The sequence below is a fragment of the Dorea amylophila genome, from assembly GCF_025567265.1.
Lineage (GTDB): Bacteria > Bacillota > Clostridia > Lachnospirales > Lachnospiraceae > Dorea_A > Dorea_A amylophila.
In genome coordinates, this window is sequence record NZ_JAOQJW010000001.1 from 34,766 (window position 1) to 51,321 (window position 16,556).

The following is a 16,556-nucleotide window of genomic DNA, read 5'->3' on the forward strand; positions in this document are numbered from 1 at the left end:
GGGAAGGAGGCGTTGATATGTCAGACAAGACAACATATGAATCACTGGACAACCGGATTGCACCGGAAGCCCTGACGAAAGACCATACAAAAGGACTCGCGGTCGTAGACGGACATGCGGTGAAATCGCAGGAAGATTATGAAGATCCAGACCGGTTGTATGGCATGTTGATTGCCCGTATCCGAAAGTATCATCCGTCCACAGATGTTTCCCTGATTGAGAAAGCTTATAAGCTGGCAGTTGAAGCACATGGAGATCAGCGCAGAAAATCCGGAGAGCCATATATCATCCATCCGTTATGGGTAGCGATCATTCTGGCAGATCTTGAGATGGATAAAGAGACGATCGCTGCAGGAATGCTGCACGATGTGGTTGAAGATACAAAGTTTACGGAAGAAGATATCCGAAAGGAATTCGGAGCAGAAGTAGCACTTCTGGTAGATGGAGTTACCAAGCTGGGAAGACTTTCTTATTCTTCGGATAAACTGGAGGTACAGGCAGAAAATTTAAGAAAGATGTTCCTGGCAATGGCAAAGGACATCCGAGTCATCATCATCAAACTTGCAGACCGTCTGCATAATATGCGTACACTGCAGTTTATGACACCGGCGAAACAGAAAGAAAAAGCAAAAGAGACGATGGACATTTACGCACCGATCGCACAGCGTCTTGGAATTTCCAAGATCAAGACAGAACTGGATGATCTGGCACTTAAGTATTCACAGCCGGAAGTGTTCTATGATCTGGTGAATCAGATCAATGCCAGAAAGACTGAGCGGGAAGAATTTGTAGAGCAGATTGTAGATGAAGTGTCGACACATATGAAGAATGCGGGCATCAAAGCAGAAGTCAACGGGCGTGTCAAACATTTCTTCAGCATTTATAAAAAGATGGTCAATCAGGATAAGACAGTAGATCAGATCTATGATCTGTTCGCAGTCCGTATTATCGTAGAATCTGTAAAGGACTGCTATGCGGCACTCGGTGTGATTCATGAGATGTATACGCCGATCCCGGGACGATTTAAAGATTATATTGCAATGCCAAAACCGAATATGTACCAGTCACTGCATACAACGCTGATGAGTTCGGTCGGACAGCCGTTCGAGATCCAGATCCGTACAGAAGAGATGCATAAGACAGCTGAATATGGTATTGCGGCGCATTGGAAATATAAAGAGTCGAATGACGGTAAGAAGAGTGTTGAAGCACAGGAAGAAGAGAAGTTAAGCTGGCTGCGCCAGATCCTGGAATGGCAGAGAGACATGTCGGATAACCGGGAATTCCTGAATCTGATCAAAGGTGACCTTGATCTGTTTGCAGAAGATGTGTATTGCTTTACACCGCAGGGAGATGTCAAGAACCTGCCGAATGGTTCGACGCCGATTGACTTTGCTTATGCGATCCATAGTGCAGTTGGAAATAAGATGGTTGGGGCCAGAGTGAACGGAAAACTGGTCAATATCGATTATAAAATTCAGAACGGGGATCGAATTGAGATCCTGACTTCACAGAATTCCAAGGGGCCAAGCAGGGACTGGCTGAATATTGTAAAAAGTACACAGGCAAAGAACAAGATCAACCAGTGGTTTAAAAAAGAATTCAAAGAAAGTAATATCATCCGTGGAAAGGATATGATTGCTACATACTGCAAGGCAAAGAGTATCAATCTTACAAATATTATTCAGCCGAAGTACCAGGAGATCGTGCAGAAAAAATATGGATTCAAAGACTGGGAATCTGTGCTGGCGGCAATCGGTCACGGAGGATTAAAAGAAGGACAGGTAGTAAACCGGCTTGCAGAAGAGTATGGAAAAGATCACAGACAGGCAATTACGGATGAAGTTGTTCTGGAGAGAGTGGCTGAGGCTGCAAAAAATAAGGTGCATATTGCCAAGTCCAAGAGCGGTATTGTAGTCAAGGGAATTGATGATATGGCGGTCCGTTTTTCCAGATGCTGTAATCCGGTACCGGGAGATGAGATTATCGGATTCGTTACCCGTGGAAGAGGTCTGTCCATTCACCGTACAGACTGTATCAATATGATACATCTGTCCGAAGCGGAACGCGCAAGACTGATTCCGGCAGAGTGGGAGACGGAAGTGACAGAAAAATCAGGAGGTCAGTATCTTGCCGAGATCAAGATGTATGCCAATGACCAGCAGGGGCTTCTGATGGAGATTTCCAGAATTTTCACAGAAGAGAATGTGGATGTCAAATCTATGAATGTCCGTACCAGTAAGAAGGGAACAGCAACAATTGAGATGGGATTCATCGTTCACGGCCGTGAAGAACTGGAGCGTATCGTGAAGAAATTGCAGCAACTTTCCGGAATCATTGATATAGAAAGGGCAACAGGCTAAAAGTATGAAGATAAAGAAATACGTAGTTGGAATGATTGGTACGAATTGCTATCTGGTAATCAACGAAGAGACAAAAGAGACGGTCATGGTTGACCCGGGAGCTTATCCGGCGAAGGTAAAGAATGCGGTAAAGGAGCAGGGACTGAAACTGAAAGCGGTGCTTTTGACACATGCACATTTTGATCATATTATGGGACTTTCTGATGTGATGGAAGACGTAAAAGTTCCGGTATATGTAGAAGAAGCGGACCTTCCGATGATGACGGACGGTGAAAGTAATCTGTCTTCTACATATGTGCGTGGAGGATACCGGTTTGAGGAGGCGGTTCCGGTCAGTGATGGGCAACAGCTGGAAATTGCAGGTTTTCAGTTCCGTGTGATCCATACACCGGGACATACACCGGGTGGATGCTGTTATTATATGGAACAGGAAGGTGTTCTCTTTAGCGGTGATACATTATTCCAGACATCGGTTGGCCGTTCAGACTTCCCGGGTGGAAGTGCATCGGCATTGGTTCGTTCTGTAAAGGAGAAACTGTTGGTATTGCCGGAAGAGACACATGTATATCCGGGGCATATGGAAGAAACGACGATCGGTTATGAAAAACTCCATAATCCATTTATATAATGAATGTTGGCAAAAGACAGTGATAAAAAACAGAATGGAGAATTAAAATGATTCAGATTATATGTAAAAGCGAGTCTTATACTTATAATGCGTATCATATATTAAAGGCTTTTTATCCGTCGCAGGAAGTATCCTGCAAGACGGATGAAGAAGCCTCTAATTATGTAACGGTACAATTACCGGATGGTCAGGAAATTTTTGCAGAAACGGAGAATCTGCAAACGGAGAAAAAGCGGCAGACAGACCTGAATCTGTATGACCAACTGGAGAAGATCACCGGAGAACCACTTGCGTGGGGAGTGCTTACAGGCGTACGTCCGACCAAGCTTGCTATGCAGAAGCTGGAAGCCGGCTGGAAAAAAGAAGATTATATCAGATGGGCATGGGAAAGCGCAAGAGTAAGAAAAGAAAAGGCAGTGCTTGCATGGGAGATTGCCGAGAGGGAGCGGAAGATTCTGGAAGAACTGGATTATGAAGAAGGGTACAGCTTGTATGTAGGAATCCCGTTCTGTCCGTCGGTCTGTTCTTATTGTTCTTTCAGTTCCGGACCGCTGGATCGCTGGAAAGAAAAAGTAGATGTATATGTAGATACACTTTGTAAAGAGTTGGAATTTATCGCAGAGCGTTCAAAAAATAAAAAGCTGAATACAATCTACATCGGCGGAGGTACACCGACTACTCTGACGGCAGAGCAGCTGGAACGACTGATGGGATGGATTGATGAGAAATTTTCGAGAGAACATCTGTTGGAGTATACTGTAGAAGCAGGAAGACCAGACAGCATAACAGAAGAAAAATTAAAGGTCATAAAGAGCCACGGCATTACCAGGATTTCCATCAATCCGCAGAGCATGCAGCAGAAGACACTGGATGCGATCGGAAGAAAGCATACCGTAGAAGAGATAAAAGAGGCCTATGCATTGGCCAGAGAGACCGGATTCGATAATATCAATATGGATATTATCGCAGGACTTCCGGGGGAAGATATTTCTGATATGGAAGATACACTGGCTCAGATCGCTCAGATGAAGCCGGACAGTCTGACGGTGCATTCACTGGCAATCAAGAGAGCGGCCAGAATGGAAATGAGAGATTTACACCGGGATGTGAAGGAGACACATGACATCCTTTCCGGCATGATCGAAAAAGCAGCAAAAACAGCAGAAGAGATGGAACTTTTCCCGTATTATCTGTACAGACAGAAGAATATTGCAGGGAATTTTGAAAATGTTGGTTATGCAAAGGTTGACAAAGCCGGAATATACAATATACTTATTATGGAAGAAAAACAATCTATTATTGCCGCAGGCGCAGGTGCATCGACAAAAATCGTATTAAAGAATCCGATTCCTATGCCGGGCAGTAAAAAGAAGAAAATGACACGTCTGATCCGTCAGGAGAATGTCAAGGCAGTAGATGCCTATATCGACAGGATCGACGAAATGATAGAACGCAAAGGAGAATGGTTATGGCATTAAAGAAAAAACCGGTTACCGGTATGAAAGACATGCTCCCACGTGAGATGGAGATCCGTGATTACCTGATCGGACTTATTAAAGAGACGTATAAGACATACGGATTCTGTTCCATCGAGACACCGTGTGTGGAACATATCGAGAACCTGTGCAGCAAGCAGGGAGGAGACAACGAGAAACTGATCTTCAAGATTTTAAAAAGAGGTGAAAAACTGAAGATCGATACAGCAAAAGAAGAGAATGATCTGGTGGATGGAGGTCTGCGTTACGACCTTACCGTACCGCTTGCCAGATATTATGCGAACCATTCGAATGAGCTTCCGGCGCCGTTCAAAGCATTGCAGATCGGGAATGTATGGAGAGCAGACCGTCCGCAGAAAGGACGTTTCAGACAGTTCATGCAGTGCGATATTGATATTCTGGGTGAACCGGGAAATCTTGCAGAGATTGAGCTGATCCTTGCAACCACAGCTATGCTTGGAAAGTTAAGCTTCCAGAACTTTACGGTATGTATCAATGACCGTAACATACTGAAGGCAATGGCTGCATATAGTGGCTTCCGTGAGGAAGACTATGATGAAGTCTTCATTATCCTGGATAAGATGGACAAGATCGGGGCAGAAGGCGTTGCAAAAGAACTGGAAGAGATGGGATATGCAAAGGAAAATGTAGAGACTTATCTTCAGCTGTTTCAGGATGTTGCACCGGATGTGACAGGTATCCGTTTTCTGAAAGAAAAATTAGGAGACTGCTTAAGTGGAGAGACAGCAGATAGTATGGAAATGATCATTTCCAGCGTTGAGACTGCAAAGGAATGCGAATTTAATATCAAATTCGACCCGACACTTGTAAGAGGACAGTCTTACTATACAGGAACTATCTTTGAAGTAACAATGGATGACTTCGGCGGATCAGTAGCCGGAGGCGGACGTTATGATAAGATGATCGGTAAATTTACCGGACAGGATACACCTGCATGTGGATTCTCCATCGGATTCGAGAGAATTGTTATGCTGCTCCTGGAAAATGGATATGAAGTTCCGACTGTAAAAGAGAAGAAAGCATATCTGTTAGAAAAGAAGATGACAAAAGAAGGTCTTTTAAAAGTAATGTCACTTGCAAAGACAGACCGTCAGGCAGGAAAACAGGTTCTGATCGTCAACATGAAAAAGAATAAGAAATTCCAGAAAGAACAGCTGGCAGAAGATGGTTATATAGAAATCGTGGATTGCTATGCAGATTCCGTAGAGAACTTATAATATGTTTTAGAGAACAATAAATCACGGCGTAAAGACGCCGAAAAAGGAGAAAAAAGAACATGGCAGAATCAATGAAAGGGTTGAAAAGAACCCATAGATGTGCAGAATTATCTGCAGCCAATGTAGGAGAAAAAGTTACCATCATGGGATGGGTACAGAAGAACCGCAACAAAGGAGGTCTGGTATTTGTAGATGTCAGAGATCGCTCCGGTATCATTCAGGTGGTATTTGAAGAAGGAAAATCAGAAGCTGCGCTGATCGAAAAAGCAGCAAAGCTTCGTGCAGAATATGTAGTAGCAATCGTGGGAACGGTTGCAAAGCGTTCCGGTGCAGTGAATGATCATCTTGCAACAGGTGAAATTGAGGTACTTCCGGAAGAACTCCGTATTCTTTCCGAGTCAGAGACACCTCCGTTCCACATTGAAGAAAATTCCAAGACAAAAGAAGAAGTACGTCTGAAATACAGATATCTGGACCTCAGGAGACCGGATCTGCAGCGCAATCTGATGATGAGAAGTAAAGTTGCAACTCTGACACGTCAGTTCCTTGCAGAAGAAGGATTTCTGGAGATTGAGACACCGGTCCTGATCAAGAGTACACCGGAAGGAGCAAGAGATTATCTGGTACCGAGCCGTATCCAACAGGGACAGTTCTATGCACTGCCGCAGTCGCCGCAGTTATTCAAACAGTTACTGATGTGCTCCGGATATGACAGATATTTTCAGATTGCAAAATGTTTCCGTGACGAAGACTTACGTGCAGACCGTCAGCCGGAATTCACACAGATTGATATGGAGTTATCTTTTGTAGATGTTGATGATGTCATCGAGGTAAATGAAAGACTGCTTGCAAAATTATTCAAAGAAGTACTGGGGGTAGAAGTATCCCTTCCAATCCAGAGAATGACATGGCAGGAGGCAATGGATCGCTTTGGTTCTGACAAGCCGGATATCCGTTTCGGTATGGAACTGACGAATGTTACAGATGTTGTAAAAGACTGCGAGTTCGTTGTATTCAAAAATGCAATTGCAAATGGTGGAACTGTTCGCGGTATCAACGCCAAAGGACAGGGTGGAATGGCCCGCAAGAAGATCGACAAGCTGGTTGATTTTGCGAAAGATTACGGCGCAAAGGGACTTGCCTATATTGCAATCCATGAAGACGGAACTGTAAAATCCTCATTTGCCAAATTTATGACAGATGACGAGATGAAAGCACTGATTGAGGCAATGGGCGGAGAGAACGGTGACCTGTTATTATTCGCGGCAGATAAGAATAAAGTTGTATGGGATACACTTGGAGCACTTCGTCTGGAACTTGCCCGCCAGATGGAACTCCTTGATAAAAACGAATACAAATTCCTGTGGGTAACAGAGTTCCCGCTTCTTGAGTGGAGTGAAGAACAGAACCGCTTTACGGCAATGCATCATCCGTTTACGATGCCGATGGAAGAAGATCTTCAGTATATCGACAGTGATCCGGGAAGAGTGCGTGCGAAAGCATACGATATCGTATTAAATGGTAATGAAATCGGTGGCGGAAGTGTCAGAATCTTCGATCAGGATATCCAGAGCAAGATGTTCAAAGTACTTGGATTTACGGAAGAACAGGCTCAGGAGCAGTTCGGATTCCTTCTGACAGCATTCAAATACGGAGTACCGCCGCACGCAGGACTGGCTTACGGTCTGGACCGTCTGGTTATGCTGATGGCAAAACAGGACAGCATCCGTGACGTGATCGCATTCCCGAAGGTAAAAGATGCATCTGACCTGATGACAGAAGCACCGGGACATGTAGATGCAAAACAGCTGGAGGAACTCGGAATTGCAGTAGTGGCAAAGGAAGAGAAGAAAGACGACGCTGAGTAAGTAAAGAATAAAATGCCGGGAACAGTCAGATAAAGATTATTCCTGGCATTTGTTAAATTATTTGAATTTTCAGATAGAAAGAAAAATTCAAAAAACTTGAAAAAGATATTGACATAATGAGAAAGTTGCGATATACTAAATATCGTTCTGATGAACACGAAAACATGAAATATACTTGATGTGCGATAGTAGTACAGTTGGTAGTACGCCACCTTGCCAAGGTGGAGGTCGCGGGTTCGAGTCCCGTCTGTCGCTCTGAAAAGACGTTGCAAGTAGTTGTTATGCGATAGTAGTACAGTTGGTAGTACGCCACCTTGCCAAGGTGGAGGTCGCGGGTTCGAGTCCCGTCTGTCGCTCTGAATTGACTGTTTGCAACGTTTTTTTGTTGTACTAATTTACGAGCAGAGAAAGAATCCGATTGAAATCATATGTGGCACTGTGCTATACTAAAGTGTACATAAACAAAAAGAGAGTGAACAAGAAAACGAGGATGTGAGAAGATGAATCAGGAAAGAGTAGTAAAAGCAGGTCTTCTGGGACTTGGAACGGTTGGCAGTGGTGTATATAAGCTTGTAGAATGCCAGAAAGATGAGATGGCAATGAAAGCCGGGGCAGGTCTTAAGATCCAGAAGATACTGGTACATAACATGAATAAGAAGAGAAAAGGCGTAGACCAGTCTCTTTTAACAGATAAGTGGGAAGATATCATTAACGATGATGAAATCGAGATCGTGATCGAAGTGATGGGCGGCATTGAGCCTGCAAGAACTATGATTCTGGAAGCTCTGTATGCAGGGAAGAATGTTGTAACTGCAAATAAAGATCTGGTGGCAACACATGGACATGAACTTCTGGAAGCTGCAGAAGAAAGTGGAGTGGACTTCTTATTTGAGGCAGCCGTAGCAGGAGCAATCCCGATCATCCGTCCACTGAAGCAGTGTCTGGCTGCAAATGAGATCCAGGAAGTCATCGGTATTGTCAATGGTACAACGAACTTTATCCTGACCAAGATGATCGAAGAAGGCATGGATTTTGGCGATGCACTGGCACTTGCTACCGAGCTTGGCTATGCTGAGGCAGACCCGACAGCCGATATCGAAGGACTGGATGCCGGACGTAAAGTAGCGATCATGGCATCGATCGCATTCCATTCCAGAGTGACATTTGATGATGTATATACAGAAGGAATTACGAAGATTACGGCAAAAGATGTAGAGTACGCAGAAGAATTCGGTGACGTGATCAAATTGCTCGGTGTCGCACATAATACAGAAGGTGGTATAGAAGTTGCAGTACATCCGATGATGATTCCGAAGGAGCATCCTCTTGCATCTGTCAGAGATTCCTTTAATGCAGTATTCGTACATTCCGATGCAGCAGATGATACGATGTTCTATGGACGTGGAGCGGGAGAACTTCCGACAGCCAGCGCGATCATGGGTGATGTGATCGATGTGATCCGTGATATTCAGTATCATTGTACGGGAAGAATCAGCTGCACCTGTTATCGTGACACACCGGTAAAGGATTTTAAAGAAGTAAAGAATAAATTCTATATCCGTATGCTGGTGGATAATAAACCGGGTGTGCTTGCAGCAATCGCGAGTGTATTTGGAGTACATAAGGTAAGTATTGCCAGAGTCATCCAGAAGACGGAGGCAGATGATGCGGCAGAACTGGTTATCGTGACAGAAGCAGTAAAGGAAAAGCATCTGGAAGATGCACTGGAACATCTGGCGGATATGGATACGACACGTGAGATCGGAACTGTGATCCGTGAATATTAGAGCATAAATAGAAAAGCATAAATAGCAGAATATTTTTAAAGGACGGAGACCGTAACAAGCTCCGTCTTTTATAATCGGATAAGGAGTGAAGATGAGATGGAGGAACAGAAAAAAAGAAATCTTCTGGAGACAGAAAAAGAAGGAAAACTGATCGCGAAATTTGCAATTCCGGCAATTATCAGTATGCTGGTGAGCTCGTTATATAATATTGTAGACCAGATCTTCATCGGACAGGGAGTCGGACTTCTGGGAAATGCGGCGACCAATATCGCATTTCCGGTGTCGATCATCTGTACGGCAACAGCGCTTCTTCTGGGAATCGGCAGTGCATCGAATTTTAACCTGTGTTCCGGAGCGGGAGATCATGAGAAGGCAAGCAGGATCGCAGGAACCGGACTTGCTATGCTGGTGATCTGCGGAGTGATCATTGCGGCGGTCACACTTGTATTTTTGAATTCGTTACTGCACATCTTTGGGGTAACAGCGAAGATCCTGCCATACGCACAGGATTACACGGGGATTACCGCATTCGGAATACCGTTTCTAATCCTGACGACGGGTGGGAATCATCTGATCCGTGCAGACAGAAGTCCGACATATTCGATGACGTGTATGCTGACGGGAGCAATCATTAATACGATCTTGGATCCGTTATTTATCTTCGGATTCCATTGGGGAATCAAAGGTGCTGCCTGGGCAACCGTGATCGGTCAGATCGTATCAGGTATTATGGTCATTGTATATTTTGGACGATTCCGTAAAATGGAACTGAAAAAAGAGATGTTCCGTCCGTCAGGGAAGATTTTGAAGAAGATCATATCACTGGGAATGGCTTCCTGTATCAATCAGATTGCTATGGCTGTGGTACAGGTCACGATGAATAATACATTGCGGCATTACGGAGCGGCTTCTGTGTATGGAACGGATATTCCACTGGCATGCGTGGGGGTGATCTCTAAAGTAAATATGGTGTTTATGGCGATCGCAATCGGGATTTCACAGGGCTGCCAGCCAATCTGGGGATTCAATTACGGTGCGGAGGCGTATGACAGGGTGAAGAGGACCTATTGGAAAGCATTCCAGATCGCCATGGCGGTTGGCATTGTATTTTTTCTGTGTTTCCAGTTCTTCCCGACGCAGCTTGTGAGTATCTTTGGTACAGGAAGTAAGGAATATTATCAATTTGCAGCAAGATATTTCCGGATTTTTATGTTCATGACATTTATCAATGGAATACAGCCGATGTCCTCCGGATTCTTTACATCGATCGGTAAGGCAAAGCTGGGTATTGTAGTTTCACTTACAAGGCAGGTGATTTTCCTGCTTCCACTGATAATTATTTTCCCGCTTTATATGGGAATTGATGGTGTAATGTATGCAGGACCGATTGCTGATGCAGCAGCAGGAATTGTTGCAATAGGGTTTGCGCTAAAAGAGCTTCGTGCGATGGATGAGATTGCATAGCCTGTTGGAATATGGTAAAATAAATTGATTGAATGAGTCCGTCCGGGGATGTGAATCTTCCCGGACGGATGATGTTTACAGGGGAATGGGAGAAGACAAAGGATGAAAGAACGATTACCCGTTGGATTTATGTTTAAACAGATTAATAATATTTACGAGAAAGAATTCAATAATCTGCTCCGCGGGATTGGAATCACATCGTCACAGTGTGCGGTGCTGGATTACCTTCTTGGTAGCAGCAAAGAATTCATGAATCAGAAAGACATTGAGAAAGCTCTAAGTCTTAAGAATCCGACGGTGACAGGAATCTTAAAAAGGCTGGATGAAAAGGGATTCATTCTGGCGGTTCCAAGTAATCAGGATAAAAGATGCAAGAACATATACCCGACAGAAAAAGCATACGATATCCAGAAAAAAATGGATAACTACCGGAAGAAGATCGACCGGCGGCTTACGATCGGAATGAGTAAAAAAGAAATTGCAGCATTGGAAAAGATGCTGGACCGGGTCCTTTATAATATCAGTGATCCGTAGACAGAACGAAAAGCAGAGAGACAGGAGATGTAAAAATGAGTTATGCAGATAAAGTGTTTATCAACATGTGCCGTGACATCATCGATAACGGTACCGATACCAGAGGAGAAAAGGTAAGACCGGTATGGGAAGACGGGACACCGGCGTATACGATCAAAAAATTCGGAGTCGTGAACCGTTATGATCTGTCGAAAGAATTTCCGGCATTGACACTTCGAAGAACCGCGATTAAAAGCTGTACGGATGAACTTCTCTGGATCTGGCAGCAGAAATCAAATAATATCAAGGACCTGCACAGCCATATCTGGGACAGCTGGGCAGATGAAGACGGATCGATCGGAAAAGCTTACGGATATCAGATGGGCGTAAAGCATCAGTATAAAGAAGGAATGTTCGATCAGGTAGACCGTGTGATCTATGATCTGAAAAATAATCCATACAGCAGAAGGATCATGACGAATATCTATGTACATCAGGATTTGCATGAGATGAACCTGTATCCATGTGCTTACAGTATGACATTTAATGTGACGAAGAAACCGGGACATGATAAACTGACACTGAATGCGATCCTGAACCAGAGATCCAATGATGTTCTGGCTGCAAATAACTGGAACGTATGTCAGTACGCTGTGCTGATCCATATGCTTGCGCAGGTGTGTGATATGGAAGTGGGAGAATTTGTCCATGTGATCGCAGATGCGCATATTTATGACAGACATGTACCGATGATCGAAGAACTGATCAGCCGTGAACCGCTTCCGGCACCGCAATTTTGGCTGAATCCGGAGATTAGGGATTTCTATCAGTTTACAAGAGATGATGTGAAATTGATCGATTATCAGACACATGACCAGATTAAAAATATTCCGGTAGCGGTATAAGTAGGAGGAAATAATATGAATTTGATCGTAGCAGTAGATTCGAACTGGGCAATTGGAAAAGAGAATAAATTACTGGTGAGTATTCCGCAGGATATGAAATTTTTCCGTGAGACAACGAAGGGAAAAGTTGTTGCGATGGGAAGAAAGACACTGGAAAGCTTTCCGGGAGGACAGCCGCTGAAGAACCGAGTCAATGTGGTACTTACGACAGATAAGAATTATAAAGTAAAAGATACCGTGATCGTACATTCTGTAGAAGAGATGGTAGAAGAATTAAAAAAATACAATTCGGAAGATGTCTATGTGATCGGTGGAGAGAGTATTTACCGCCAACTTCTTCCGTATTGTACAAAGGCTTATGTTACAAAGATCGATCATGCATATGATGCAGATACATACTTCCCGGATCTGGATGCAGATCCGGAGTGGGAAATGACAAAAATCAGTGATGAGCAGACATATTTTGATCTGGAATATGTATTTGTGATATATGAGAGGAGATAAAGAAAGCGGGATGAGAATACTTAGTGTCACGGCACAGAAACCATGCAGTACCGGGAGCGGAGTCTATCTGACAGAGGTTGTGAAGGCACTTGCAAAAGAGGGACATACGCAGACTGTGCTGGCAGGCATTGCAAGAGGGGAACAGATGGATATGCCGGATGGCGTGAAGGCATATCCGGTATATTTTGAATCGGAAGGATTACCATATCCGGTTGTGGGTATGTCAGATGAGATGCCATATATCAGTACAAGATACAAGGATATGACAGAAGAGATGACAGTACAGTTCAGAAATGCATTTCTTGCAGTATTGGGTGAAGTAATAGAAAGAGAAGATCCGGAACTGATCTTATGCCATCATCTGTATTATCTGACAGCACTGGTGCGGGAGCGCTATCCGGAAAAGAAAGTATATGGATTCTGTCATAATACGGATTTGAGACAGATGAAAAATACGTCATTTCAACGGGAATTTATACGCAGTCAGATTCCGCGTCTTGACCGGATCTTTGCACTTCAGGAAGCACAGAAAGAAAAGATCAGACAGATATATCCGGTGAAAAGCGAGAGCATGACGGTAATCGGCACGGGGTACAATAGTCATGTGTTCCGGATAACCGGTGAGAAGCCGGGAAAAAAAGATGAAGTGGTGCGGCTGGTTTTTGCCGGGAAAATCACGCAGAAGAAAGGCGTAAAAAGTCTTTTGCGTGCAATGAACCTGCTGGATGAAGAAAGCGGACAGATAAAACTTGTGCTTGCGGGTGGAGCTGGAAATCAGAAAGAATATGAAGAAATAAAAGAACTGGCTGCACACTGCAGATATCCGGTTAGATTTGCCGGTTGTGTGTCGCAGGTGGAACTGGCAAAACTGTATAACGACGGAGATATCTTTGTCTTGCCGTCTATGTATGAAGGACTGCCGCTTACAGTGATCGAAAGTCTGGCGTGTGGTGACCGCGTAGTGATGACGAGGCTGGATGGAGTGGCAGACTGGCTTGAGGATATGATACCGGATGCTGATATCCGTTATGTGGATCTGCCAAAGATGAAAGGTGCGGATGAAGCAGTGGAAGAAGAACTTCCGGTTTTTGAAAAAAGACTGGCACAGACACTGGAAGATGCAATTAGGACAGTAAAACAGGAAAATAGAGGACTTGTGAAAAACAGGGCATGTGATGTGAGCAGAATATCCTGGCAGAAGATTGCGCAGGAAGTCATCCGGTAAAAGGTAGATAAAAGAGAGCGAAAAGATCAACTTGATGATTTTTTCGCTCTTTTTTTGTTATATTTCCGTTAAAGGCATATTCTATAATGTATCGTTCCTTCTTACATATCCAGGACGGTCTTCAGAAGCGGACAGCTCTTTTGCATGTGTGATTTTAGCATGTTTGTCAATTACCTGATTCTCTACGTGAACATTTTCACCGATGTAAGCATCAGAAAGTACGATGCAGTTTTTGACAACAGCTCCTTTCTTGATGATACATCCACGTCCGATAACAGAATGATCAATCTCTCCTTCGATCAGACAGCCATTTGACACAACAGAGTTTTTTGCTGTTCCGGTTTCGAAATACTGGGTTGGGCAGGAATCGTTGGTCTTGGTATAGATCGGCCAGTCCGGCACGAACAGATTCTGTGCTGTTTTGATATCTGTCAGGGACAGGTTGGACTCATAGTAGCTGTTAAAATCTGAGATTGCTGCAAAGTAACCTCTGTGAGAAACTCCGCGGATATCAAGGTCTTCGCAGGAAGCATTTACGATATCCAGTAATGTGTATACAGAAGAAGTCTTTCTTGATTTGTGGATCAGTTCGATGAACAAATCTTTCTTCATGATATAAGTATCCATAAAGATGTTTTTGTTCTTTGCATTTCCGTGATTTTGTTCCAGTGAAAGAACTCCTTTCTGCTTGTTCAGATTAACAGCATAGCAATTCAGAAAATATTCTTTTGCATTGTCTACGGAGTGATACAGTAAGGTAATATCAGCACCGGATTCGATATGAGTGTTTAACAGTTTGTTGTAATCCTGGGTATAGATCATATAACTTGGAGCGATTACGACATATTCCTCCAATTGCTGTTCAATATATTCTAAGTTCTCGATGTAGGATGCAATGTCATTGTTATACAGACTCATATTCATTCCGAGTCCGGAATAAAGAATCTGGAGATTACCACTCTTGGAGTTGATATTATAATGACGTCCGGTTCCGAGATGTGCAGTCAGTGACTGCGGTTTTCTGCGGATATAAACCTGAATATGGTCGATGCCGCTGTTACTCATATTAGAGATCGGGAAGTCGATGACACGGTAACGTCCAAGGAAAGAAAAAGCACCTACCGGACGATATTCCTGCATACCTTCTACTGCAATGTGATTTCCGGCAAAATTTACGATTCCAAATGCTTTAGCCATGTTATTCTACCCCCTTTACACGTTTTGAAATGAGCTCGATGTGCTCGCTCTTGGCATCGCCGACAACTGCGCCTGCACCAATCTTTACATTATCGGCAACCAGTGCACGTGTAACGACAGCATTCTCTTCCACTTCAACACCAGGCATCAGGACGCTGTCGATGATCTTTGCGCCTTTTCTGACTTTGGCACCGGTGAAGAGAACGGAATTCTGGATATCTCCTTCGATCACACAACCCTGATTGACAAATGCATGTCTGATATTGGCATCCGGGCCGATGTACTGAGGAAGAGTAGTTGTATCTTCGGTGTAAATCTTCCAGGTCGGATCATTCAGATCCAGTTCATTGTTTTTGCTCAGCAGATCCATATTTGCTTCCCAGAGAGAATCAATTGTTCCGACATCTTTCCAGTACCCCTTGAACTTGTATGCATATAATTTTTTTTCATCACTCAGAAGAGACGGAATGATATCTTTTCCGAAGTCATGGTTGGAATCAGGATCTTTCATATCAGCAATTAATTTCTTACGTAAAAGCTTCCAGTTAAAGATATAGATTCCCATAGAAGCAAGATTGCTCTTTGGATGTTCCGGCTTTTCTTCAAATTCTATGATCTGGCCTTCTTCGTCGGTATTCATGATACCGAAACGGCTTGCTTCTTTCATAGGAACTTCGATGACTGCGATGGTTGCATCGGCACCGTTGTCTTTGTGCGCCTGCAGCATCTTGTCATAATTCATCTTGTAGATATGGTCACCGGAGAGAACCAAAAGATAATCCGGTGAATATGTATCAATAAAATCGATGTTCTGAGAAATTGCATCTGCTGTACCTCTGTATACATCCAGGTTCGCATCTGCCTTCTCACGTGGCGGAAGAACGAATACGCCGCTTTCTTTGGCATCTAATCCCCAACGACGTCCGGCTGCCACATAACTGTTCAGCAGAATTGATTCATACTGCGTTAAAACTCCTACTACGTTAATTCCGCTGTTTGCGCAGTTGCTGAGTGGAAAATCGATGATTCTGTATTTTCCACCATAAGAAACAGCTGGTTTTGCAACTTTATTTGTCAGTTCGTGAAGGCGTGAGCCTCTACCGCCGGCTAATATCATCGCTAACATATTATTTTGTTTCATGATATATCCTCCTTATTGCTTATGTATCTATTGTATAATTTTTTGCATTTTTTTGCCATACATTTTTGGAAAAAAATACAAAAAATCACAAAAAAATTTAAAATTAAATGTGAAATTTGTGAAAGATGGAAAAATAACGAAATTTGTCGGGAAAATGATAAAAAAGATCAATAACACGATTATGCAAAAGTTCATTATAAAAATCAGCAGTAAATGAATCGGATAAA

13 protein-coding genes and 2 tRNA genes are annotated in these 16,556 nt (G+C 43.5%); 13 read left to right on the forward strand and 2 right to left on the reverse strand.

What is annotated here, in order from left to right:
* Positions 1 to 17: 17 nt before the first annotated feature.
* The 13 genes from OCV72_RS00175 (at position 18) to OCV72_RS00235 (ending at position 13,991) form a co-directional block, all read left to right on the forward strand.
* The gene (locus tag OCV72_RS00175) at positions 18 to 2,363 is read left to right on the forward strand and encodes a RelA/SpoT family protein (RefSeq protein WP_055280974.1); all 2,346 of its coding nucleotides are present in this window, start codon (positions 18 to 20) and stop codon (positions 2,361 to 2,363) included.
* A 4-nt stretch (positions 2,364 to 2,367) separates the two neighbouring features.
* On the forward strand, positions 2,368 to 2,991 hold the full coding sequence (locus OCV72_RS00180; protein ID WP_055280976.1) for an MBL fold metallo-hydrolase: 624 nt from the start codon (positions 2,368 to 2,370) through the stop codon (positions 2,989 to 2,991).
* A 47-nt stretch (positions 2,992 to 3,038) separates the two neighbouring features.
* A complete protein-coding gene (gene hemZ / locus OCV72_RS00185) occupies positions 3,039 to 4,469 on the forward strand; it encodes a coproporphyrinogen dehydrogenase HemZ (protein WP_055280978.1) in 1,431 nt (476 codons plus the stop codon).
* Positions 4,454 to 5,725: a histidine--tRNA ligase gene (gene hisS, locus OCV72_RS00190; protein ID WP_055280980.1), complete on the forward strand. Its 1,272-nt coding sequence runs from the start codon at positions 4,454 to 4,456 to the stop codon at positions 5,723 to 5,725. The genes hemZ and hisS overlap by 16 nt, the downstream gene beginning before the upstream one ends.
* 59 nt (positions 5,726 to 5,784) lie before the next feature.
* A complete protein-coding gene (aspS, locus tag OCV72_RS00195; RefSeq protein ID WP_055280982.1) occupies positions 5,785 to 7,593 on the forward strand; it encodes an aspartate--tRNA ligase in 1,809 nt (602 codons plus the stop codon).
* Between the two features lie 182 nt (positions 7,594 to 7,775).
* A tRNA-Gly gene (locus OCV72_RS00200) sits at positions 7,776 to 7,848 on the forward strand.
* Between the two features lie 28 nt (positions 7,849 to 7,876).
* Positions 7,877 to 7,949, forward strand: a tRNA-Gly gene (locus OCV72_RS00205).
* Positions 7,950 to 8,093: 144 nt separating this feature from the next.
* Positions 8,094 to 9,380 (forward strand): homoserine dehydrogenase, encoded by a 1,287-nt coding sequence (locus OCV72_RS00210; protein WP_055280984.1) that lies wholly within the window; start codon positions 8,094 to 8,096, stop codon positions 9,378 to 9,380.
* A gap of 96 nt (positions 9,381 to 9,476) precedes the next feature.
* Positions 9,477 to 10,844 (forward strand): MATE family efflux transporter, encoded by a 1,368-nt coding sequence (locus tag OCV72_RS00215; RefSeq protein WP_055280985.1) that lies wholly within the window; start codon positions 9,477 to 9,479, stop codon positions 10,842 to 10,844.
* A 102-nt stretch (positions 10,845 to 10,946) separates the two neighbouring features.
* Positions 10,947 to 11,378, forward strand: coding sequence for a MarR family winged helix-turn-helix transcriptional regulator (locus tag OCV72_RS00220; RefSeq protein ID WP_028086683.1), 432 nt, complete (start codon positions 10,947 to 10,949; stop codon positions 11,376 to 11,378).
* Between the two features lie 35 nt (positions 11,379 to 11,413).
* Entirely contained in the window at positions 11,414 to 12,262 is an 849-nt protein-coding gene (gene thyA / locus OCV72_RS00225) for a thymidylate synthase (protein WP_055280987.1), read from the forward strand.
* 15 nt (positions 12,263 to 12,277) lie between these two features.
* Positions 12,278 to 12,766: a dihydrofolate reductase gene (locus OCV72_RS00230; protein WP_028086681.1), complete on the forward strand. Its 489-nt coding sequence runs from the start codon at positions 12,278 to 12,280 to the stop codon at positions 12,764 to 12,766.
* Between the two features lie 10 nt (positions 12,767 to 12,776).
* Positions 12,777 to 13,991 carry a glycosyltransferase family 4 protein gene (locus OCV72_RS00235; RefSeq protein ID WP_055281256.1) on the forward strand — a complete coding sequence of 405 codons (1,215 nt, stop codon included), beginning with the start codon at positions 12,777 to 12,779 and terminating at the stop codon, positions 13,989 to 13,991.
* 81 nt (positions 13,992 to 14,072) lie between these two features.
* Here the strand turns inward: OCV72_RS00235 and glgD are convergent, their stop codons facing one another.
* Positions 14,073 to 15,188: a glucose-1-phosphate adenylyltransferase subunit GlgD gene (glgD, locus tag OCV72_RS00240; protein WP_055280989.1), complete on the reverse strand. Its 1,116-nt coding sequence runs from the start codon at positions 15,186 to 15,188 to the stop codon at positions 14,073 to 14,075.
* A 1-nt stretch (position 15,189) separates the two neighbouring features.
* A complete protein-coding gene (locus OCV72_RS00245) occupies positions 15,190 to 16,329 on the reverse strand; it encodes a glucose-1-phosphate adenylyltransferase (RefSeq protein ID WP_055280991.1) in 1,140 nt (379 codons plus the stop codon).
* Between the last annotated feature and the right edge of the window lie 227 nt (positions 16,330 to 16,556).